The 17,324-nt window shown below is 70.6% G+C and carries 11 protein-coding genes; 8 read left to right on the top strand and 3 right to left on the bottom strand.

Annotated features, from left to right (window positions below):
* Positions 1-76 precede the first annotated feature (76 nt).
* The 6 genes from WMF39_RS26990 to WMF39_RS26965 all read left to right on the top strand — a co-directional run bounded on the left by WMF39_RS26990 (position 77) and on the right by WMF39_RS26965 (position 9,299).
* On the top strand, positions 77-2,512 hold the full coding sequence (locus WMF39_RS26990; RefSeq protein WP_437739358.1) for a type VI secretion system Vgr family protein: 2,436 nt from the start codon (positions 77-79) through the stop codon (positions 2,510-2,512).
* Between the two features lie 6 nt (positions 2,513-2,518).
* Positions 2,519-5,191, top strand: coding sequence for a DUF2169 family type VI secretion system accessory protein (locus WMF39_RS26985; protein ID WP_437739357.1), 2,673 nt, complete (start codon positions 2,519-2,521; stop codon positions 5,189-5,191).
* Positions 5,188-6,261: a pentapeptide repeat-containing protein gene (locus WMF39_RS26980; protein ID WP_437739356.1), complete on the top strand. Its 1,074-nt coding sequence runs from the start codon at positions 5,188-5,190 to the stop codon at positions 6,259-6,261. Before WMF39_RS26985 ends, WMF39_RS26980 begins: the two co-directional genes overlap by 4 nt.
* Before the next feature lie 203 nt (positions 6,262-6,464).
* Positions 6,465-7,190 carry a DUF3540 domain-containing protein gene (locus tag WMF39_RS26975; RefSeq protein WP_437739355.1) on the top strand — a complete coding sequence of 242 codons (726 nt, stop codon included), beginning with the start codon at positions 6,465-6,467 and terminating at the stop codon, positions 7,188-7,190.
* A gap of 52 nt (positions 7,191-7,242) precedes the next feature.
* A complete protein-coding gene (locus WMF39_RS26970) occupies positions 7,243-7,635 on the top strand; it encodes a DUF4150 domain-containing protein (protein WP_012237562.1) in 393 nt (130 codons plus the stop codon).
* Positions 7,632-9,299, top strand: a complete 1,668-nt coding sequence (locus tag WMF39_RS26965; protein WP_437739354.1) for a hypothetical protein — start codon at positions 7,632-7,634, stop codon at positions 9,297-9,299. The genes WMF39_RS26970 and WMF39_RS26965 overlap by 4 nt, the downstream gene beginning before the upstream one ends.
* A gap of 185 nt (positions 9,300-9,484) precedes the next feature.
* Here the strand turns inward: WMF39_RS26965 and WMF39_RS26960 are convergent, their stop codons facing one another.
* On the bottom strand, positions 9,485-10,189 hold the full coding sequence (locus WMF39_RS26960; RefSeq protein ID WP_437739353.1) for a CTP synthase C-terminal region-related (seleno)protein: 705 nt from the start codon (positions 10,187-10,189) through the stop codon (positions 9,485-9,487).
* A gap of 7 nt (positions 10,190-10,196) precedes the next feature.
* The gene (locus WMF39_RS26955; protein ID WP_437739352.1) at positions 10,197-12,356 is read right to left on the bottom strand and encodes a DUF6055 domain-containing protein; all 2,160 of its coding nucleotides are present in this window, start codon (positions 12,354-12,356) and stop codon (positions 10,197-10,199) included.
* 516 nt (positions 12,357-12,872) lie between these two features.
* On the opposite strand from WMF39_RS26955, the gene WMF39_RS26950 reads away from it, so the two are divergent.
* Positions 12,873-13,793, top strand: a complete 921-nt coding sequence (locus WMF39_RS26950; RefSeq protein ID WP_437739351.1) for a transposase — start codon at positions 12,873-12,875, stop codon at positions 13,791-13,793.
* Between the two features lie 508 nt (positions 13,794-14,301).
* On the opposite strand, the gene WMF39_RS26945 is transcribed toward WMF39_RS26950, so the two are convergent.
* Positions 14,302-15,627: a DUF6688 family protein gene (locus WMF39_RS26945; RefSeq protein WP_437739350.1), complete on the bottom strand. Its 1,326-nt coding sequence runs from the start codon at positions 15,625-15,627 to the stop codon at positions 14,302-14,304.
* A 166-nt stretch (positions 15,628-15,793) separates the two neighbouring features.
* On the opposite strand from WMF39_RS26945, the gene WMF39_RS26940 reads away from it, so the two are divergent.
* Positions 15,794-17,176 carry a hypothetical protein gene (locus WMF39_RS26940; RefSeq protein WP_437739349.1) on the top strand — a complete coding sequence of 461 codons (1,383 nt, stop codon included), beginning with the start codon at positions 15,794-15,796 and terminating at the stop codon, positions 17,174-17,176.
* The last annotated feature ends 148 nt before the right edge of the window (positions 17,177-17,324 follow it).

Genomic DNA, 17,324 nt, shown 5'->3' with positions numbered 1-17,324 from the left:
ATGCAGACGTTGACACCGCGACGCGATGCACGGAGATTCCGCCCTCAACACCAGGCCAGGGATGGGGAGGCTCTCCATGCGCCCAGACGGTTTCTCGCTCTCGTGCTCGGCACTCGCCAGCGTTGCTTTCATCGGTTTCCGCGGCACCGAGCACGTCTCGCAGCCGTACGAGTTCGAGCTCTTCTTCTCCGTCCCGACGAGCACCGACGTGCGCAAGGCGGTGGGCGAGCGGGCGACGGTGCGCGCGAGCCGCGGCGACGGGAAGGACCCGCTCGTCGTGCACGGCGTCATCGCGAGCGTTCGCCTCTTGCACCAGAACGCGGAGCGGGCGCTGTACCAGGCGCTGCTCGTGCCGAAGCTCTGGTTCCTGCGCCACTTCTGGCGCAGCCACGTCTTCACGAACCAGCCCGTCAAGGAGTTCCTCTCCGCGACGCTCCAGAACGGCGGGCTCGCGGGCGGCGACTTCCGCTTCTCGATCAACGACGGCGACTACCCGGTCGAGGAGTTCGTCGCGCAGTACCGCGAGACGCACCTCGCGTTCTTTCACCGGTGGCTCGAGCGCGAGGGCCTCTACTACTTCTTCGAGCACCCGGAGGACGGGCCCGGCGAGGTGCTCGTCATCGTCGACGATCGCGGGCTGCACGACGACTTCCCGGGCGGCGGGGTCGTGCGCTACGTCCCGCTCTTCGGCGACGACGTGACCGCGCCGCCGGGCCTGCACCAGATCGAGCAGAACGTGCAGTGGCTGCCGAAGACGGTCACCATCGCCGACTACAACTACTCGAACCCGTCCGCGTCGGTGAAGGGCGAGAGCAGCATCACCGCGAACGGGGTGGGCGCGATCCGCGAGTACGGCTTCCGCGTCTTCGTGCAGAGCGACGCCGAGCGCCTCGCGCAGGTGCGCGCGCAGTCGATCGGCTGCCGCGAGGTGACCCTGCGCGGGAGCGGCGACGCGCTCGGGCCGCGGGCCGGGTACCGGTTCTCGCTGGACGATCAGCCCGCCGACATCGTCGACCAGTGGCTCGCGCTGGAGGTGCAGCACAGCGCGTCGATCGCCGGGATCACGCCCGAGGTCGCGCGGCTGACGGGGCTCTCGGGCAAGGACATCTACGCGATCAAGCTGCTCGCGATCCCGGCCGACGTGCAGTTCCGCGCGCCGCAGGCGACGCAGTGGCCGCGCATCTACGGGTTCGAGAACGCGATCGTCTGCGGCCCCGCCGACAGCCAGTACGCGCAGATCGACGCCGACGGCCGCTACCTCGTGCGCTTCGAGTTCGACACGAGCGGCCTGCCTGACGCGCGCATCTCGACGCGGGTGCGCATGATGCAGCCGCACGGCGGGACGACGGAGGGCTTCCATTTCCCGCTGCGCAAGGGCACCGAGGTGATGATCGCCTTCCTCGGCGGCGACCCGGACCGGCCCTTCATCGCCGGCGTCGTGCCGAACGCGCACCGGCCGAGCGTCGTCGCGGAGCGCAACCTCAGCCAGAACATCATCCGGACCGGGAGCGGCAACCAGCTCGTGCTCGAGGACGAGCTGGGCAAGGAGTTCATCTTCCTCCACACGCCGAACAACCGCACCGGCATCTACATGGGGACGCCGAGCGGCAACCACGGGTCGGTCTACACAGGCGACGGCGACACGCAGGTCGGCACGTTCCTGTCCCCCAAGAACGCCGACCCGGCCATCGCCGGCAGCGCGCTCGTCGACGTCACCTTCAGCTACCTGGAGACGACCTCGGGAGACGGCGGCTCATGGATCGGCGGCGACTCCTGGGAGAACGTCAGCGGCAACAAGTTCAGCATGGTGGTCGGCAACCTCTGGGCGGGCGTCGGCGGGACGTACACGCTCCAGGTCACGGCCGCGGCGACGGAGACCTACTACGCGACGCGCACGACCACGATCAAGACGGGCCGCGTGGACACCGTGGAAGCCGGCGGCATGAAGCAGACGATCACCGACGGGATGACGCTGACCATCACGAGCGGCGGGATGAAGCACGACGTCCACGGCAAGTTCGAGCAGACGATCGAGCCGGAGGGCTCGTCGACGGTGACCGGGCCGTGGATGCACAAGGTCACGGCCGAGAACTTCGACGACTACAAGAGCTGGAAGACGGAGGTCGCCACCACCTGGAAGGGCCACTTCGGCGCGGACGTCGACCTGAAGTCCGACACGAACTTCCTGATCAAGGCGCCCAACGCGAAGATCACGGCCACCAACCTGAAGTGGGAGGTGCTCGGGCTGACGTTCGACCTCACGCCGAACAAGCACGAGCTCTTCGTCTACAAGGGGGCGACCGGCGTCATCAAGACGGACCACGCCGCGCTCGCCCAGCAGGCCTACTTGCTCAAGCTCGAGACGTCGTTGATCAAGCTCGACTTCGCCGCGATGGACAAGAAGGCTGTCGGCGCGAAGATGGATCAGTTCGGCACCTACCTGAAGCAGCAGGCGATCGCCCTGACCCTCGCGGGGCTCATCGCGTGGAACAGCGGCTTCACGAAGATCTGAGCGCGGATGCGAGTCGTCAAACCCCTCAAGGTCCCGGCGCTCACGCGCGTCGTCGAGGTCGCGCGGCGCCTCAGGTTCCACGTGGGCGCCATGATGGCGTTCCCCCTCGACGCGCCGCGCGCGCTCGTCGATGAGATGTCGTTCTGGCAGGCCGCGACGGCGGCGCTCGGGAGCATCCCGCTCGACGACGGCATCACGAAGGCGCGCGGCGAGCTGCTCGTCGCGGGCCGGTGCTACGCCCCGGAGGGCCGCCGCGTCGGCGCGTCGTTCGTCCGCGCGCGGCTCGGCTCCGTCGACAAGCGCCTGGCCGTGCTGGGCGACCGGTGCTGGAGCGGCCACGGCTTCACGGAGCCGGAGCCGTTCTCGGAGATGCCCATCGACTGGGCGCGCGCGCTCGGCGGGCCGAAGGACGCGGCGAATCCGTACGGGAAGGGGATCGAGGAGGTCGAGCGCGGCGGGCAGCGCGTCCGGCCGCTGCCGAACGTGGAGCACTACGGCGCGCTGATCCGCTCGCCCGGCGACCGGCCGGGCCCGGCGTCCTTCCTCGCGATGGACGTGACGTTCGCCCAGCGCCGCGGCCGCGCGGGGACGTACGGCGCGGACTACGCCGAGAAGTGGGCGCCCGGCCTTCCGCCCGACGTCGACCCCGCCTTCTTCAACGTCGCGCCGAACGATCAATGGATCGCCGAGCCGCTCCGCGGCGACGAGGCGTTCCTCGTGGAGAACATGCACCCGACGCGCCCGCGCATCGAGGGCGCGCTCCCCGGCCTCGCCGCGCGCGTGCTCGTCACCCGCCGCGACGCGAGCGGGGAGGCGTTCCAGGAGCTGCCCGTCCGCTGCGACACGGTGTGGCTCTTCCCCTCGGCCAACCTCGGCGTCGTGATCTTCCACGGCTCGATGCCCGTGGCCGACGACGACGCCGGGGAGATCGTCGACCTCGTCGTCGCCTGCGAGGAGATCGGCCGCCCCCGGCCGATCGAGCACTACCGCGAGGCGCTCGCCCGGCGGATCGACAAGGACCGGGGCTCGATCGCGTCCCTCAGCGACAGCGATCTCATGCCGCCGCGCGAGTCGGGCGTCGCCGCGAACGTCGCCGGGATCGAGATGGTGCAGTGGCTCAAGAGCGAGAACCTCGCCATGCAGAACCTGCGGCGCGGCGCGGAGCGGGAGCGCGAGCGCCGCCGCGAGGAGCTGCTCGCGGACGGCATCGACCCGGCGCGCTTCGGCCTGGACGCGCCGCTGCCGGAGGAGGAAGCGCCTCCGCCGGTCGACGATCTCGACGCGCTGGTGACGTACCTCGACGCGGCGTCGCGGAAGATGGACGAGGAGAAGGCGCGGGCCGAGCGCCTGAAGAAGGAGGCCGAGGAGCGCATGAAGGCGCAGGCCGCCGAGATGGACGTGTCCGAGGAGGCGCTCCGGCGTGGCCAGACCGGGGAGGAGCCGCCGGGCGGCCCGCCGCGCTTCTCGGCCAAGGCGCAGCTCCAGCAGTACGCGGAGCTGGCCGAGGCGGCGCGCCTCGGCGGCGTGCCGAACCTCGAGCTGGAGGCGATGCTCGCGGATCCAGGCTTCCCCGAGCAGCTGCTCCGCCTCGAGCAGGCGGCGCGCGAGGGCTACCGCGGCTCGGCGCACCTGCGATCTGCGGCCCTGCCGATGACCGCCGAGGCCTCGCAGATGGCGCGCGTCGTCGTCGATGCGGCGCGCGAGGCGGGCGAGCCGCTCGACGAGCGCGACCTCACTGGCGCCGACTTCCGCGGCGTCGACCTGCGGGGGATGCGCTTCGCGCGCGCGTTCCTCGAGGGGGCCGACCTGCGCGGCTGCGACCTCTCGGGTGCGGTGCTCGAGGGCGCCGTGCTCGCGAAGGCCGACCTCTCTGGCGCGAACCTCACGGGCGCGCGGCTCCGGGGCGCGAACCTGGGCAAGGCGAACCTCGAGGGCGCGGTGTTCGACGACGCCGATCTGACCGAGGCCGTCCTGATGGGCGCGAGGCTCGCCGGGGCGAGCCTGAAGCGGGCGAAGCTAGAGCGCGCCGACGCCCTCCAGGTGAGCTGGGGTGGCGTGGATCTCTCGGGCGCGGATCTCTCGCTCTGCTCGTTCCTCCAGACGAGCTTCGCCGGGGCGAACCTCGCCGGGGCGAACCTCGAGCGGGCGATGCTCCTCGAGTGCTCGCTCGACGGCGCGGACTTCTCGGGCGCTCGGCTGCACAAGACGTCGCTGATGAGCTGCACCGGGGCGAAGGCGCGCTTCGCGGGGGCGCGCTTCTCCGAGGGGGTCGCCGTCCACAAGAGCGGCCTGCCGGAGGCCGACTTCCGCGACGCCGTGCTCGACAAGACCTGCTTCCGGACGACGGACCTGCGCGGCGCGCGGTTCGATCGAGCCCAGATGACGATGACCGATCTCTCCGAGGCGGACGCGACGGGCGCGACCTTCGACCGCGCCGTCATGAAGAACGCCCTCTTGATCCGGACGAACCTCGACCGCGCGTCGCTCCGCGGGTGCAACCTGACGGAGGCGATCCTCTCGAAATCGCGCCTGGCGGGGGCCGACTTCACGGGCGCGCAGCTCTGCCGGGCCGATTTCAGCCGCGCGCGCGGCGACAACCGGACGACGTTCGCCGAGGCGAGCGTCGAGTTCACCCGGTTCGACCGGCAGGCGGCGCCGGCTCCTGGAGGCGCGACATGAACCGCGACGAGGTGCTCGACAAGATCCGCCACGGGGACCCGATCCAGGCCGTGGACATCTCCGGGCTCGACCTGACGGGCGCGGATCTCTCGGGCGCGGTGTTCGATCGGGTCCGGATGCCGCGCGCGATGCGGGGCGCGCTCGTCAAGGAGTCGACGTTCTCCGAGTGCGATCTGTCGGGCGTGGACGCGGCGGGCGTGGACCTGCACCTGACGACCTTCTTCCGGAGCCGCCTCGACGGGGCGACGCTCTCGGGGGCGAGGCTCGTCGGCGCGAGCTTCATCGAGTCGACGTTCGAGGGCGCGGCGCTGTCGGGCGCGGAGGCGCCCATCGCGACCTGGACGACGTGCTCGCTCGAGCGCGCCTCGTTCGAGGGGGCGAACCTCGACCGGGCGAACCTCGTCGAGGTCAAGGCCGGCGGCGCGAACTTCTCTCGCGCGAACCTCGAGAAGGCGACGTTGTACAAGCTCGACCTGCGCACCGCGCTGCTCGACGGCGCGAACCTGACGCTCACGACGCTGGTCGAGGCGGCGCTGGGCGCGCGGGCGTTCCAGGGAACAAAGCTGTTCCGCACGCAGTTCATGCGCGGCAGCGTCGCTGGATCGAGCTTCGCGGGCTGCGACGCGACGCAGTGCAACTTCACCGGGGTCGACGTGTCCGACTGCGATTTCTCCGATGCGGTCCTGACGCAGTCGCTCTTCGGCGATGCGAACGCGGCGAAGGCGCGGTTTTCGCGGGCGAAGCTGCAGAACGCCATCTTCGAGCGGGCCGCGCTCGCGGAGGCCGACTTCTCGGGGGCGGAGCTCGTCGAGGCGTACCTCGCCTTCGCGTCGTGCGCCGGCGCGCGCTTCGTCGGCGCGAAGCTCGCGTACGCGGACCTCTCGCACTGCGACCTCTCGGGCGCGGACTTCACGCAGGCAGCGATGTTCCGCACCAAGCTGCACCGCGCCCGCCGCGACGGGGCGAAGGTGCCGGCGGGCGCAGGCTGGCTCGGCGACGACGAGAAGCTCGCCGCGATCGAGGACTGGAAGCCGCGCCGCGGCGGCGAGCGCGATGGGCAGCGCGCGTGACCGTGCCTGCTGCGCGCGCCGTGCGGAACCACGAGACCGTGCGGAACCACGAGACACGAGACGCAAGACACGAGACGCGACCCGTGAGACCTGGGGAGAGGCCGCGTTCCACGAAATCCGTTGATTTTTGCCGTGAAATCGTTGAAACTAGCGTTGCGGCGCGCACGTCCTGACCGGGCGGATCCAGGCCGAGGAGACCCGAGATGCAGAGCATGGCGGCCCGCGAGCCACTGACGGTGGCACACGACGACAGCGCGCAGGACGACCTCTTGGCCGCGGTGGATCTGCCGGCGATCGAGCGTTCGCCCTCGCCGCGACGCGTGCCGTCGCTGGAGACGGGCGTCGTCCGGGGCACGGCGTCGGGGCTCGTTGTCGAGCTCGGCGGCGGGCCGGTCGCGGCGCGGCGCGCGAAGAGCTGCCTCGTCGCGCCGGACGCGGGGGATCGGGTGCTCTGCGCGGTGGACGGCGAGCAGGTCTTCGTCCTCGCGGTGCTGGAGGGCGAGGCGGGCGCGACGACGCGGATCGTCGCCGAGGGCGATATGAAGGTGCAAGCGACGGGGCGGCTCGGGCTCGGCGCCGGCGACCAGATCGAGATCGCCGCCGCCAGGGAGGTCGGGCTGTTCGCGGGCAAGCTCCAGATCCGCGCGCAGGCGGCGGCTGCGGCGATCGAGGAGATCGGGCTCGTCGGCCGGTCGCTCGAGGCGCACGTCCAGAAGGCCGTCGTCGTCGCCGAGCGCATGGAGGCGCGCGCGGACCGGCTCGTCCAGCGCGCGAAGCAGGCGTTCCGCTTCGTCGAGGCGCTCGAGCAGGTGCGCGCGGGCGTCTTCGATCTCCGCGCGGAGGGCCTCGCGGCGATCCGCGGGGAGAACACGATCGTCGCCGCGCGGACGCTCGCGAAGCTCGACGGCGAGCAGGTCAAGATCGGCTGAAAGGGCGCGCCGCGCGGGGCCGCGGGCGCCAGCAACGACGAGGGGTGAAGCGATGCTCGCGAAGACGACCGCAGGGGGGATGTGCCTGGCGTTCCCGGACGTGTGCCTGACCCCGACGCCGGCCCCGGTGCCGATCCCGTACCCGAACATCTCGCTCCATCCGATGAGCGTGCTCTTCGTGCCGAACGTGCTCGTCACGTGCGCGCCGGCGCACAACATGCTGACGGTCGCGCCGCTCACGATGGGGGACAACCCGGGCGTCGCGCTCGGCGTCGCGTCCGGGATGGTGATGGGCCCGTCGCGCAACGTGACCGCGGCCTTCACTGTGATCGTCGGCTGCGCGCCCATGACGCGCCTGACGAGCATCTCGATTCAGAACAGCACGAACGCGCCGGGCATGGCCATCGTACCGAGCGTCACCACCGTCCTCGTGCTCGCGCCGTGAGGGTCGCGAGCAAGGGGTCCGCCACGGATTCAGGGACGGCGCCGGAGAAGAGCGCGCTGACCGAGGCGCTCGCGAAGCTCGACGCGGCGATGCGCAGGCCGTCGGGCAGCAGCGTCGATCCGGATCGGCGCCGCGTGGCGGCCCGGCTCGCGGATCTCGTTCGATGCGAGGACGACGAGCTCACGGCGTTCGCCAGGCGGCACCTGCCCGACCGCGCGGCGGACGAGGCGGCGCTGCGCGCCGCGCGAGAGATGCTCCTGGCGATCGGCCGCGTCCTCGGTCCGGAGGGCGAGAGCGCCGAGGCGCTGGTCGTGCTCAAGGACGCGCACGGGGCGCTCGACGAGCGGCTGGCGGAGGCGAAGCGGGCCGCGGCGCAGCGCGCGGAGGACGAGGCGGCGGCGCAGCGCGCGGCGGAGGAGGCCGCCGCGACGACCGGCGCGCCGGCGTTGGTCGAGGCGCAGGGGCCGCTGTCTCGTCTGGGCGGAGGGCTGCCCTTCGTGCCGCCGACCGCGGCGAAGCATGAAGCGGAGGAGGTCACCGCGACGACGAGCGCGCCGGCGCTGGTCGAGGCGCAGGGGCCGCTGTCTCGCCTGGGCGGGGGGCTGCCCTTCGTGCCGGCGGCAGCGCCGACGGCGGCGCCGATGCCCGCGCCGATGGCGGTGCTGGCGTCGACGGCGGTGCCTGGGCCGGCGCCGCTCGGTGTGCCCGCGCTGGCGCCGCTCGGTGTGCCCGCGCTGGCGCCGCTCGGTGTGCCCGCGCCGGCACCGATGGCAGTACCGATGGCCGCGCCCGCACCTGTGGCCGCGCCCGCACCTGTGGCCGCGCCCGCACCGGTGGCCGATCCCGAGTCCGCCCCGGCGCCTGCCTCCACACCCGCACCCCAATCCGTCACCCAGCCCGCGATCGTGCCTGTTCCCGCGCCTGCGTCGGTTCCTCGGACGGACCCGCCGGTGAGCGGCGCGGCGTCGAAGCCTTTGAGCAAGACGCTCCCCGATACGCCGCGGGTCATCGACTCCGCGCTGCCCTTCATCCCGGTGGCCTCCGAAGAGCGCCCTCGGCCGTCCGTCGCTCGTTTCGACTCGGCGCTGCCGTTTCAGCCCGTCGCCAGCCCCGATGGACAGCCGGTGCGCGAGCCTGGTCCGGCGCCCGCGCACCACTCCCCGGCGGTGCCGCTCCACGACGAGCGTCATTCCGTTGCGGCCACGCCGAGCGCACAGGCCACTGCGACGGCGAGCCCGTTGCCGGTCACAGCGTCGAGCGCGCAGGCGGCTGCCACGGCGAGCCCGCTGCCGGTCGCCGCGTCGAGCGCGCCGCTGGTCGCCACGCCGAGCGCGCTGCCGGCCTCCGCGTCGGGCGCGCTGCCGGCCGCCACGCCGAGTGTCCCGCCAGCCTCCACGCCGGCCCCCGCGAGCGTGAGCGACCCGCTCAGCGCGCGCCCGCCACCCTCGCTCACGCTCAACCAGTACGCCGGCCTCGTCGTCGCGTGCGAGATGTACCCCGCCTACGTGGAGAGCACGAACGCACGCTACGGGGTGCCGACCCCCGCGGCGCGCGCCGCCCTCGACGCCTTCTGGGCAGGCCGCTTTGCAGCAGATCCCGCGCTTGCCCAGCGCTGGCCCGAACTCTGCGAGGCCGCGCGCAGGTACTTCCTGCAATCGCGCTGAGCGCCGGCGCCGCACGCGCAGCGCCTCGCAGAAACACCTCGTGGAGCAGCAGGCGCACCGGAGCGCTGAAGCCGGCCGAGGTTCGAAACCACAAGGCGCCGGACGCCAGGAAGAGATCCAGATCTCGGCGTCGTTGACGCTCTGGCGGATCCTTCCTTCGTTGAACGATGTGCCGGCGCCAGCGTTCAGCCGGCGGCGCTCGAGCAGGCTCGGATGAGCTCGGCCACGAGCGGCGGCAGCCGACCGGCGAGCGCAGCGCGCTCCGGCTGGAACAGCGTGGCGACGAAGAACGGATGGCCGTCGAGCTCCACGGCGCGCACGTCGCCGGCGTCGTCCTCGGCGCCGATGCGCAGCGGGCCCGAGACCAGCGCGGCCTGGAACTCCGGGTTCAGGCCGTAGCGGCACCGATATCCTTCCGTGGCCTCAGGGCGGCCGTAGGCCCGCGCGATGCGGGTTCCGGCGTTGAAGCGGATCTTGCCGGTGGCCTCGACCAGCGAGCACGCAAGCGGCGCGATCACCGCGCGTTGCGCCTCTGGCGCTGTCTCCGCGTGCTCGGCGTCCGACCAGCCCAGCACATGGCGCGCGTACTCGACGACCGCGTGCTGGAAGCCCCCGCAGGTGCCGAGGAACGGGCGCCGCTGCTCGCGGGCGAAGCGGATCGCGCGCAGCGCGCCATCCATGCTCCGGTACGGGCTCGCCGGAACGCACCACAGGGCGTCATAACGAGCCACCCGCGAGGCGTCGGTCACCTCCTCGGTCGGCACCCATTCAAAGGAGAGCGGCACGGATAGCGCCTCTCCCGCCAGCCGCAGCGCCACCGGGATGGCCCGGTGGGCCGTCACAGCGTCGTCGCGGTCACCGATGAGCCCAACATGAAGCATCGTCTGCATCGTAGCCTCAACGCCGCCAGGTGTACGGGGGCGCGGTCGTCACCTCGGTGACCGTCGAGACGCCCGCCCAGTCGTCGGGGACGAACCCGTAGAACGTGTTGCTCGATTTCGATGTGGCGACGAGCTCGACATCCCCGAGCAGCTTTGCTGTTCCGGAGACGGACTGGCGATCGCCGAACCAGCCGAGCGGGTAGAAGGTGGTCTGCACGTTCGCCGAGCCGCTCACGTTGAACCCGCGCGCCTGGATGCCCGAGCCGCGTTGCCCGACCAGGCTGAGCGCGCCGACACGGCCGCCGGAGATCACGCCGTTGACGAGGGTCGCATGATCCTCGACGCGGACGTCGCCGCTCACCTCTCCGCCGAGGATGGTCGCGTAAGGACCGACGTAGACGCTCGACGGCGTGCCCGCGGGCGCGCAGCCGCCGCCGTTCGCGTGCCTCGTCGTGCCCCGCGGACACGCGTCGAGCTGACCGTCCTGAAAGCCGGCGGGCCACGCTCCGTCGAGCTCCACCATGTATGGATAGCGATAGATCGACGGGTACGCTGGCCCGTCCGAGGGGTTCGTCCAGACCAGCTTCTGGTATTCGGTCGGCGTCGCGACCACGACCAAGTAGACGTTCTCGCCGGGGCTGACGCAGAAGTCCATCTCGCCGTCGCTCCCCCGCTGCAGGGGGCTGTAGCGCGATGTGGTCAGCTCCGGGTCCGTCGCGACGAGGCCCCAGCGCCAGCCGGAGTCGGCGCCGGCCTGCGTCACACCCCGGAACACAACGCGCACGCTGGTCGCGTCTGATTTCGGGTGCAGGCGCACGATGTTGTAACCCCAGCGCTGCGGTGCCCAGTGATACGGCGAGACGAAGCGGCGATTCTGCGCCCAGTCCGCGTCGAGCGCCTCGACCCGCGCGAGACGAAGCCGGCGATCGGTGCGGCCGTTCGACGTCATGTCGGCCTCGATCGAGCCGTATTTTCGTCGATACACGCCGGATGGATCGCCTCCGTCCGTGGGCGGAGGGTCCTTGTAGTCCCAGGTGATGTTGTGCATCGCCCACTCGCCGAACTCGTCGTTGAGCCGCTCGATGTCCCAGCCACGGCTCAGCATGAGCTTCTGCCATGGGTCCCCTTGGCCGCGCGGCGCCTCGTAGGCCCACATGTCGTTGACGGCGCTGTAGCAGTGCTTGTCCTTCAGGAACTCGAAGAACTGCCAGTTGCAATAGCGGTTCCGGGTGTTGCCGTAGTAGAGGTGCGGCATGTTCGGCAGCATGTCCGAGCAGTGCACGTTGTCCCGCCATATCTGATGCGGCATCCAGTTCGCGTGGCTCTCGAAGATCCAGCAGCCGTCGCCGCCGCAATCGGGGAACGCCTGCGTCGTCGACTGCGCGCCGTGCATGAACTCATGGGCGAGCCCCCACGGGTCGCTGGCGGCGTCGGGGCCGATCCACATCCCCATATAATTGACGCCGTTGCGGCTCCACCCGCCGCCCCAGAGCGGGAAGCTGTTGTCGAAATGGACCGCGGCCTTCCACTTGTCCGCTGATTTGCAGTACGGCTCGGGGAAGAAGATGGGGCTGCCGAAGTACGCGCTCCAGATGCTCTCGAGCGAGTCCGCCGCCTCCTCCGCCTGGCTCAGGTTGATGTCCGTCCCATCGGGCCAGTAGAAGGCGAAGTGCGCCGACTCGTGGCGCAGCGGCGCGCGCGTCTCGCCGCCGTCGCGCGGCGCCCTCCAGGTGCCTGCCGTGCAGCTGGCCCCCGTGGTCTGGCAGCTCGTCGCCCACTCCGTGCTCGTCGTGCCCTGCTCGCAGGCACCGGGGTTGCCGCCTGCAGCCCCGGTCGATCCGCCGGTTCCAGCCGCCTCGCCGGTCGATTCACCGGTGCTGCTGGTGCTGCCGGTGCTGCTGGTGCTGCCGGTGCTGCCGGTGCTGCCGGTGCCGGCTGCGCCTGAGGTCGCCGTCGTGCCGCCGCCGGACCCCGATCCCGGAGCAGGTTCCTCCGGCGCCGGACCGCACGCAGGGAGGAGCGCGGCGACAGCGAGCGCCGAGCCGTTCACGAGAAGCTGCTGGAACAATGTGTAAGTCGCGCGACGAACGCCCGCGGGGGTGCGGAATGTGTAAGTGAAGCTCTCACGGGCTGCGTGTTTGTGTATCGCGGATGAGTCATAAGCTGGGTCGAGCATGCTGTATTCTCGTTCGGAGCGCGCTCTCCATGCAAAAGGAAACAAAGCCGGGTGAGACCCGACCCGGCCGGGGTGAGACCCGACCCAGGTTGGACCGCTCCAGATCCGACCCCATCCACATCCAGACCTGACCCAGGTTGAGACCTGACCCAGGTTGAGACATGACCACATCCAGACCTGACCCAGGTTGAGACCTGATCCAGATTGGACCCGCAGACCCGACTCCGCAGACCCGACCCAGGTCGGAGACTCGACGCAGGTCGTCCCAAGACCCGACTTAGATTTGCTCCCAAATCTCCACCCAAATACTAACCTAGGTTGGGTTGGGTGAGGTTGGTGGAGGGGGTGGAAGGGGATGGGCGGCGATGTCTGGAGGTGGTGAATATAACATCCGAGGTGGAAGACGGCATGGCGGCCGCCACCTCTGGCGCAGTGATCGCCACCTGTGGGGCGTGGCAAGTGCTTGAAATGATTGACTACAATCTCTGGCACAGCGTTTGTTGAGATGGACGGGCCATGAGCCACCCCCGCGAGATCTCGCCCGGCGCTACCTATATGATCACCCGTCGCGTCTTGCGTCGGCACCTGCTCTTGCGCCCCGACGCAGCGATCACCCAGCTCTTGGTCTACGCCCTCGCGGTCTCGGCTGGTCGCTTCGGGATCGAGGTACACGCGTTCTGCGCGATGTCAACGCATTTACACCTGGTCGTGACGGACGTGAATGGCGTCTTGCCGCGCTTCTTGCAGTTCTTTCATCGCATTGTGGCGCTCGGGACCAAGGTGCTTCGCGCGTGGGAAGGACCGGTATGGGACCACGAAGCCACGAGCGTTGTGCGCCTCCTGACGCGCGCTGCTGTCGTGGAGAAGATCGCCTACGTGCTCGCGAACCCTGTGGCCGCTGGCCTCGTCCGGCATGCGCGTGAGTGGCCGGGGGCGAAAGTCGACGTGAGAGAGCTCGGCTGCGGCGTGCTGCGTGCGGCGCGTCCTGTGGCGTATCTTGACCCGGAAAATCCACAGTGGCCCGAGGAAGTGATGCTGCCTCTCGCGGTGCCACCGGCGGTCGAGCAGGACGGCATCGATGACTTTCGGCACTTGGTCGCCGCCGCGCTCAAGGAACAGGAGGCGCAGGCCCATGCGGCGCTGCAGCGGCAAGGGCGTCGCTTCCTTGGTGCTGAGCGAGTCAGCAAGATCTCCCCGTACGAGCGCGTCACGAGCTTCGAGGCGCTGGGTGAACGCAATCCGACCTTTGCGGTTGGCCGCGAGCAGGGGGATGTACGGCGAATCGCTGGTGCTGCGGTGCGGGCGTTTCGTGCGTCGTACCGCGCGGCGCTTGAACGGTGGCGCGCCGGGGTACGCGGTGTGGTGTTCCCGGCGGGAACCTGGTGGATGCGCACGTTCCACGGCGCCAGCGTGACGGACCTCAGACTCGTGGTGTAGATACCGCGTGGCGCCGTTCTCAGCGATGCGAAAAGCGCGGGAGCGGGTTCGACGCGTTGTTGTCGTGTTGTGGAGAACGTCCGTCTGGAGAAGGCGGAGCGTTTGTCTGGCGCTGCGCGTACGCCTAAGAATAGGGTATGCCGGGTCGAGTGCGTATGCGGCGATTGGAACGGTGACTTTAGATAGGCTCTGACTGACAGAGCGGGACGGTTATGGGCCGATAGGTGATGCGAAGTGATTGAATTAACCCGGGGCAACCCATAGATTGGGGGTGCGCAGATCCGGTGACCGACAACCCGGGTCGAGTTTCCTCTTGCGTATGCTTTCGTGCGATGGCTCAACCCGGGTGGGTCGTGCGACAACCCGGGTCGAGTTTCCTCTTGCGTATGCTTTCGTGCGATGGCTCAACCCGGGTGGGTCGTGCGATGGTTCGATGGCTCAACCTGCGGCGATGGCTCAACCTGGGTCGGCCGGGTGCGGCCGGGTGGGTCGAGCCGCTGGGCCGCTTTCACCTGTACATACGGTCGATCCGCTCTTCGGGGGCGCGTGGGTCGAGTAGCAGGAGCGTCAGGTAGAACGCCCACTCCAGCGGCTTCATCGCGAGATAGATGACATCGGCGGCCCAAGCGGCGCCGATGTATCGGCTCACGGGGAGCCCCATCCGGTCGTAGAGCTGGCGCGCCGCGCGGCCGAAGCGCGGCCAGCGCTCGTGCAGCAGATCCTCGAAGGCGTTGGCGATGGCGAGCTGGCGATTGACGAGGATTGGCGTGCCGCCCCGCCGTCCGAGCCGGATCGGGCGCACAAGCCAGGCGTGGCCGCGCGCAGCGACGGTGCACAAGTAGTGGCAATCGCCGGGCAGCTTCACGATCGGGAGCTGCGACAGCGTGTACCCGCACGTGCGGGTGAAGACCTGGAGGGCGGCTGCCGGATGTCCCAGCCAGGCCGCGTGCAGGACGGCGTGAACCCCGAGCAGCAGCGGGGTAGCCGCGAGGGCGCGCCACAACGTGGGTCGGTGAATCGCGGGCGGCGGCGGGAGCGGGACTTGCGGCGGCCCCGCGCGATAGGCGGGATCGCCAGCGGCCAACGGAGCGGGCGCGCTGGCCTCGACGCCCCGCCTCAAGAGGCGAGCGCGCAGCTCGGCGGAATAGAAGACGACAGTGAACACCGGCGCGACGCACGGCAGGAGCAGCGGCGGCACGAGCAGGCCGGCCGCGACCCAGGGGCCGAAGTGCACCGCCAGCAGGACGTGGAGCGCAATTCCGACGAGCAGCGCTGCATGGACGGCGAGCTCTGCAGGGCCAGGCAGCGCTTCCTGCCGGCGCCGTGACACGACATAGGCGAGCGCGGTGAGGGCGTGCAGCGCGATCAAGCCGTGGACTTCCGGCTCGGCGAGCGGCCGGAACGCCGTGGTGCCGACGTCGCATGCGGGGACAGCGCACGTCCCGGGGGCATCGTGGCTGTATGCCATGCCCCAGGCGGGCAGGAGGAGCAGCGTGAGCACCTCGGCCGCCACCTGGAAGGGGGCGCGCCCCCGGCGCCGTATCGCGCGGTATGTCCATACTGTCAGACCGATCCAACCGGCCAGCCCGAGCGCTCCAGCGACGAAGATCGCGGCATCGAGTCGGACCAGCTGGCCCGCGCCGAAGAGCAGCGCCGCGAGCGCCGGAACGCCGTAGCCGGTGGCCACCAACGCGGCGAGGGCGCCGTCTGTCAGCGAGAAGGGCTGCTCGGGCGGCGACTGCTGCTGCTCGGACGGTGGTTGCTGCTGCTCGGACGGTGGTTGCTGCTGCTCGGGCGGCGACTGCTGCTGCTCGGACGGTGGTTGCTGCGGCATGCGTCCACCATGTTAACGGCTCCAGTCCCAGGAGATCCATCCTGCGAGGTGGAGCGCGCGAGCTTCACGAGCCGCGTCGCGCGCTGGAGCGTGAGCCGTGCTGGCTGCTCGCGCAGGGAACCCCTGTCGCGTCGAACGGATGCTGATAGGATCCATGGGCTCTGGCATGAGCCCGGACCGAAAGCGCCGTCTGCGCCCTGCAATCTCTGCCGAAGGGCGGCCGCTCCGGCGGCGGGCGCACGCGATCGTCGAAGAGCTCCTCACGTCGGCCATGAGCGACGAGGAGCGGGTGAGGCTCGCGCGCATCGTGCTCAGGTCCGGCTCCCGCGAGGCGATCAACCGGCTCTTCCAGTACTTCCAGCGACGCCAGGCCGAGACCCGGTGGGGACAAGACAACCCCCTGCACGAGATCGCCGGGGCGATGCGCGTCCAGGCGATCAAGGCGCTCAGGGGCCCGCCCGGGCAACACAGCAGGAATCACAGAAGCGCGCTCCTCGTCCTGTGGGTAGCCGGTCGCCCAGGCGATGCTCCGCTCCTCGTGTCGCTCCTGGCAGCGCAGGACCCGGACGGCCTGGATAGCGACATCTTGCCGGTGCTCCAGCACGTCATTTCGGGCTACGAACCCAGCGATCCCCACGTCATCGCCTCGATCGAGCGGTTCATCGAGCGGTCGGCGTCGCTGCGGGACCTCCACGCCGCGTCGCTCGTCCTCCGCGAGTACCGCGTTCCCGAGGCCGAGTCGGCGCTCCAGCGTGCCCTCGCCGCTCCGGATCCGTGGCGGCGCGCCCCCGTGATGGCGGCCCTCGTCGTCAGGAATCCGGGGCAGCACAGGCGCGCCGGTGAGGCGTTGCTGGCCGCGCTGAAGCTGGAAGCGCGGGCGGCGGAGGCCTGGGACAGGGATTCGGTCCGGAGGGCGCTCGCCGAGGCGCTCGATCGGGCCAAGGAAGCGCCCGAGTCCGGGGAGGAGGCCACACTTCCCCCGGTTCCCGAGGCGAGGATCCAGGAGCTCGACCGCGTGCCCGACGAGGACTGCGCTGCGTTCCTCGACAGGCTTGGACGGGAGTTCTCCCTGGATCAGGCGCTCCTGCTCCCGCGCCTCCAGACCGCGTCTCTCGCCCGGAAAAAGGCGCTGCTCCGCGCCCTCGGGGCCGTGGCGACCGGCGGAACCCCGTTCTTCCATGCGGTGTGGCCTTTCACCTCCGATCCCGACGAGGAGATCGCGGCGCTGGCCATCGCCGCGTGCGGGGCCACGCGCTCGGATCAGGCGAAGATGCGGCTGACGGCGAGGCTCAGGGGCGCGATCGCGAGGGACGACGCTGCCGCCGCAAGGCCGCTCCTGACCGGCCTGCGCGGCTGTCTCTACGACGGCGCGGTGTGGAGCGCGGCGCTGTCCCTGTCGTGTGAGATCGCCCGGAGGCTGGCGATCGAAGCGATCGAGCACGCCGCCGTCCTGCGCGGGCCGGCGATCGAGCTGCTGAGCGAGGCTGCGAGGCGCGAGAGCAACGAGGAGCTTCGTCGGCGGATGGTCCGGCTTCTCCGGGACCGCTGACCCAGGCGACGGCGGCGGGGGCGTCTACGGCTATCCCATCGCCGTGACGTGGTTGGGTCCCGCCGCGACGCCGTGACGTGGTTGGGTCCCGCCGCGACGCCGTGACGTGGTTGGGTCCCGCGGCGCGAGGGACCGCGCGGACGCGGCG

Source organism: Sorangium sp. So ce1504, assembly GCF_051521635.1.
Taxonomy (GTDB): domain Bacteria; phylum Myxococcota_A; class Polyangia; order Polyangiales; family Polyangiaceae; genus Sorangium; species Sorangium cellulosum_B.
This window is presented reverse-complemented; position numbering and strand designations above follow the sequence as displayed.

Excerpts from the sequence above, each read along its gene's own strand:
- WMF39_RS26990 (WP_437739358.1), top strand. The coding sequence starts at position 77 with ATGCGCCCAGACGGTTTCTCGCTCTCGTGCTCGGCACTCGCCAGCGTT.
- WMF39_RS26985 (WP_437739357.1), top strand. The coding sequence starts at position 2,519 with ATGCGAGTCGTCAAACCCCTCAAGGTCCCGGCGCTCACGCGCGTCGTC.
- WMF39_RS26980 (WP_437739356.1), top strand. The coding sequence starts at position 5,188 with ATGAACCGCGACGAGGTGCTCGACAAGATCCGCCACGGGGACCCGATC.
- WMF39_RS26975 (WP_437739355.1), top strand. The coding sequence starts at position 6,465 with ATGCAGAGCATGGCGGCCCGCGAGCCACTGACGGTGGCACACGACGAC.
- WMF39_RS26970 (WP_012237562.1), top strand. The coding sequence starts at position 7,243 with ATGCTCGCGAAGACGACCGCAGGGGGGATGTGCCTGGCGTTCCCGGAC.
- WMF39_RS26960 (WP_437739353.1), bottom strand. The coding sequence starts at position 10,189 with ATGCAGACGATGCTTCATGTTGGGCTCATCGGTGACCGCGACGACGCT.
- WMF39_RS26955 (WP_437739352.1), bottom strand. The coding sequence starts at position 12,356 with ATGCTCGACCCAGCTTATGACTCATCCGCGATACACAAACACGCAGCC.
- WMF39_RS26950 (WP_437739351.1), top strand. The coding sequence starts at position 12,873 with ATGAGCCACCCCCGCGAGATCTCGCCCGGCGCTACCTATATGATCACC.
- WMF39_RS26945 (WP_437739350.1), bottom strand. The coding sequence starts at position 15,627 with ATGCCGCAGCAACCACCGTCCGAGCAGCAGCAGTCGCCGCCCGAGCAG.
- WMF39_RS26940 (WP_437739349.1), top strand. The coding sequence starts at position 15,794 with ATGAGCCCGGACCGAAAGCGCCGTCTGCGCCCTGCAATCTCTGCCGAA.